This is a genomic window from Rhodovulum sp. BSW8 (genome assembly GCF_003314725.1).
GTDB lineage: Bacteria > Pseudomonadota > Alphaproteobacteria > Rhodobacterales > Rhodobacteraceae > Rhodovulum > Rhodovulum visakhapatnamense.
In genome coordinates this window covers 1-3194 of the sequence record NZ_QNVX01000056.1, presented here as the reverse complement: position 1 = coordinate 3194, position 3194 = coordinate 1, and the positions used below count along the sequence as shown (strand labels likewise).

1 protein-coding gene and 3 pseudogenes are annotated in these 3194 nt (G+C 55.6%); 3 read left to right on the top strand and 1 reads right to left on the bottom strand.

Annotation, left to right across the window (positions count from 1 at the left end; genetic code table 11):
* Nucleotides 1-164 precede the first annotated feature (164 nt).
* Together DSD19_RS22810 and DSD19_RS19455 are read left to right on the top strand one after the other, a co-directional pair.
* Nucleotides 165-279 (top strand): annotated as a pseudogene (locus DSD19_RS22810) (transposase); the annotation flags it as partial.
* 385 nt (nt 280-664) lie between these two features.
* Nucleotides 665-1057 (top strand): annotated as a pseudogene (locus DSD19_RS19455) (IS5 family transposase); the annotation flags it as partial.
* Here DSD19_RS19455 and DSD19_RS19450 read toward each other — a convergent pair.
* Nucleotides 1030-1239 (bottom strand): annotated as a pseudogene (locus DSD19_RS19450) (transposase); the annotation flags it as partial. The pseudogenes DSD19_RS19455 and DSD19_RS19450 overlap by 28 nt on opposite strands.
* Nucleotides 1240-1594: 355 nt before the next feature.
* Between DSD19_RS19450 and DSD19_RS21945 the strand changes: the two are divergent.
* Nucleotides 1595-2449: a hypothetical protein gene (locus DSD19_RS21945; RefSeq protein WP_165828189.1), complete on the top strand. Its 855-nt coding sequence runs from the start codon at nt 1595-1597 to the stop codon at nt 2447-2449.
* Nucleotides 2450-3194: the final 745 nt, after the last annotated feature.

Here is a 3194-nt window from a genome sequence, read left to right as displayed (position 1 = left end):
CCAGAAAGACTGCCCAGACTACCAATCTCAAACCCGCAGACTCTCGTTATGAACGAGGGACCCAAGGGGGGCAGGTCAGGACGAAAATTCCGTGCAACTTGAGCCGCTTGTCGGGAAAACAGTTCTCCGGACTGTCTTCTGATTATCCCCCCAAGATCCATGGCAAGCCAAGGGTCGACGATTGGCGTGTGTTGAGCGGCACAATCCACTTAAATCGCAATGGGTTTCGGTGGCGCGATGCTCCGCGGGAACTTGGCCCGCCCGAGACACTCTACAACGTGTGAAGGCGCTGGCGCGGGGTCGTCGTGTTTGCCGGGATCTTCGACGGGCTGGCCTCGGTGGCAGCGGATCAGACCGCGGTCTGATCGACTCGACGAACCCAAGGGCTCATCGGGGGGCATCGGGCGCTTGCTGCCGATAGCGGCCATTCGCCGCTACCCGCTGCGGCCCATTGACGAATCGCAGAAGCGGTCATCCGCTTGGCCCATCGATCAGCCGTCAAACACCGACTCAGACGGCCGATTGCTTCCCTTCGCGCGGGGCGCGACGGATGACCGCAGACAGCCCCTTTCCGCAGCCGGTCGCCCTGTTGGCCGTGACCGGCGAACCCCCGCGCCCTAAAGGCCAATTGCCTCAGTTACTCTGCGAAGCCACGGAGAGCGGAAAAGCGCATCGCACAGCGACCAGCATGGCCGCGAAAAAGGGGTGGTGTGCCCGCCTGATCGGTCGCACCAAAGGCGGCATGACCACCAAGTTGCACGCCATCTGCGACGGCAAGGGACGGCCGCTCAACTTATTCGTAACGGCAGGACCGGTGAGCGACTACATCGGCACGCGGGCACTGCTCGGCACCCTGCCAAAGGTTGACTGGTTGCTCGTGGATCGCGGCTATGACGCCGACTGGTTCAGAGACGCATTGAAAGACAGAGGGATACGCGCCTGCATTCCGGGCAGACAGCAACGCAAGACCCCGGTCAAATACGACAACCGCCGATACAAGCGGCGCAACCCCATCGAGATCATGTTCGGCATCCGGCTCCACCGCTTCCAGCGGTTGTAGAGCGTCTTCGGCGGGCCATAGGCCGCAGGGGCATGCTTCCACATCAACCCATTGTTCTGTATGAAGACTATCCCGCTCAACACCCGTCGGTCATCAACCCGGGGCTTCCCGCCGGACTTCGGAAAGAACGGACGCAGCCGCTCCATCTGCGCTTCCGTCAGCCAGAAAAGCTCGCTGATGATCCCTCCCCAAATCAGGAGTTTGAATCACGCGGCGAGCCCGCGCTCAAGCGGTTTTATGGGTCCTGACTCTAGGCCTCCGCGGCCTGTCGTCTGCAACCCGGATCACGCCGGACAGGGGGGAGCGGTGTTCGCGATCCAATCTGTCGGCAACTCAAAGTGACTGACTGTCATGCTCACGTCGAGCAAATGGTGTGACGGGCTTGACAGAGGAACCGTCTCAATGAGGTTGGTCGAATGCGGAGGATCAGCGCGCGAATCAATACGAAACACAAAGCTGTTTGGTGCGCTAGAATATTTCGTTCGGATCGTTTGGTTTGAATCCGATCAGGATCGCATATGATGGAGGTTCGAAGTGAAATCAAGCAATATAGTCTATTTGCCGCGTTGGTTGAAAATTACGTTTTCTGTTTCTTTGGTGGTAGTCTGCGTAGCGGGACTTACTTTGCTTATTGATTCTATTTCCTTTAAGCACTTCGAGGTTCAGCCTGGCAGTGCATTAACTTTCTTGCAGGTGATGCTCCCGTCTTTCCTGGCTTTCGCTGTTGTTGCGTATGGAAAACGGCAGATGTCAACAAAATCAATCGGCAGGTTTGTTTGGCGATTCTTCGAGGTTGAATTGGCGGATGCTATCGATGTTTCACGCTGGGAAGGCAGCAGTCGGATGGCGATCCGAGAAGCTGGCCCATACTTGAGACATATTACTTTCAGGAGCCCGAAGGGGGCAGAGTTCGCAATTAAGTATCGGGGAAAACTGACATGGGTAAAAATATGGTTCGACATGATGGAGTTTACGGTATTGCTCAGACTTCCATATCCTGTCGAGTGTGTCGAAGTTGAGAGGAGGAATGCGTATGTTCGCCAAAGCGGGCAAAGGCTGGGGTACTGGGTAAAACGATACTTGGAAAAATCATGGAAGGTTACATTCCGACCGGCTCAGCAAAAAAGAAGTATCTCGAAGGAAATTGAATACTTAGAAATTTGGTGCTCAAGGAAGGTAACAGGGGATTTCCTATACGATAGCCTTGAGCAAGCCACTGTCTCCGACGAAATTGCTTCACTGATTAGGCACTTCTTGGCTGAATCCGAAACTTCGGGCTTGCCGTTTGAGGTGGACGCGTCATGGTTGCCAGACGAACACCGGCATATAAAAAATCCGTATCTGGGTAAGCAAGATTTTTGGCGTCACTTTCGGAAAGTCGCTTCATAATTTCAACGGTTTTCCAAGCGTAACTTTGTGCGAGTGAACTATTGGTATGTTGCGTACAAAAACTGATGTTCGCGTTGCATGGCTGGCGGTTGAAGTGGAAGATGAACACATGCGACGGTGCCAACCGCCCGTTCCAGTCACTTGGTAGGCCGGCCCCCTGGCTTGCAATTACCCATAAGTGTCCTGACGCGCCGCGATACGGGCTCATTCGACGAGGTCGGCGAGGCGGGAGAAACCTAGCCAAATGACAGTGGTTCCCGAAGGCGGGTAGGAAGCGCGGTCCAGATGGACTCGGTCGCATCCGTCAGGCTGGCGCAATTTCCCGGATGGCCTCCGGGTATGATCTGGCGGCTTTCGTGGTGATGCCGAGAATGGGGGCGAGATCGATTGGCCGCTATTGCCAATTGCCGCATTTGCAATGCCGCAAACTCACCGTCGGCTTCCCGCCCAGACCGATCAGGGGCGCTCCCTGCTGCTTGCTGCCGATAGCGGTCTCTCCCCCCCCCCCAAAAAAATCGGCGCGTTGTCGACAGCCAAAGCGGTCTTCAGGCCAAGCATCTAACCGATGGCTGCGCACAAGCCGAAGAGCAATATTGAAGTTATATTCACTACAGCCGCCCACAGAGGCGTTGCAAATTTCTCAGCATATCATGTAAAATCGCCGTGCTTAGGTCATGTTGACAAATGGCGGACCCAGAGACGGATCGACGTGATGTCAATGAAGCCGAGGAAGCTCTCAGCGGTC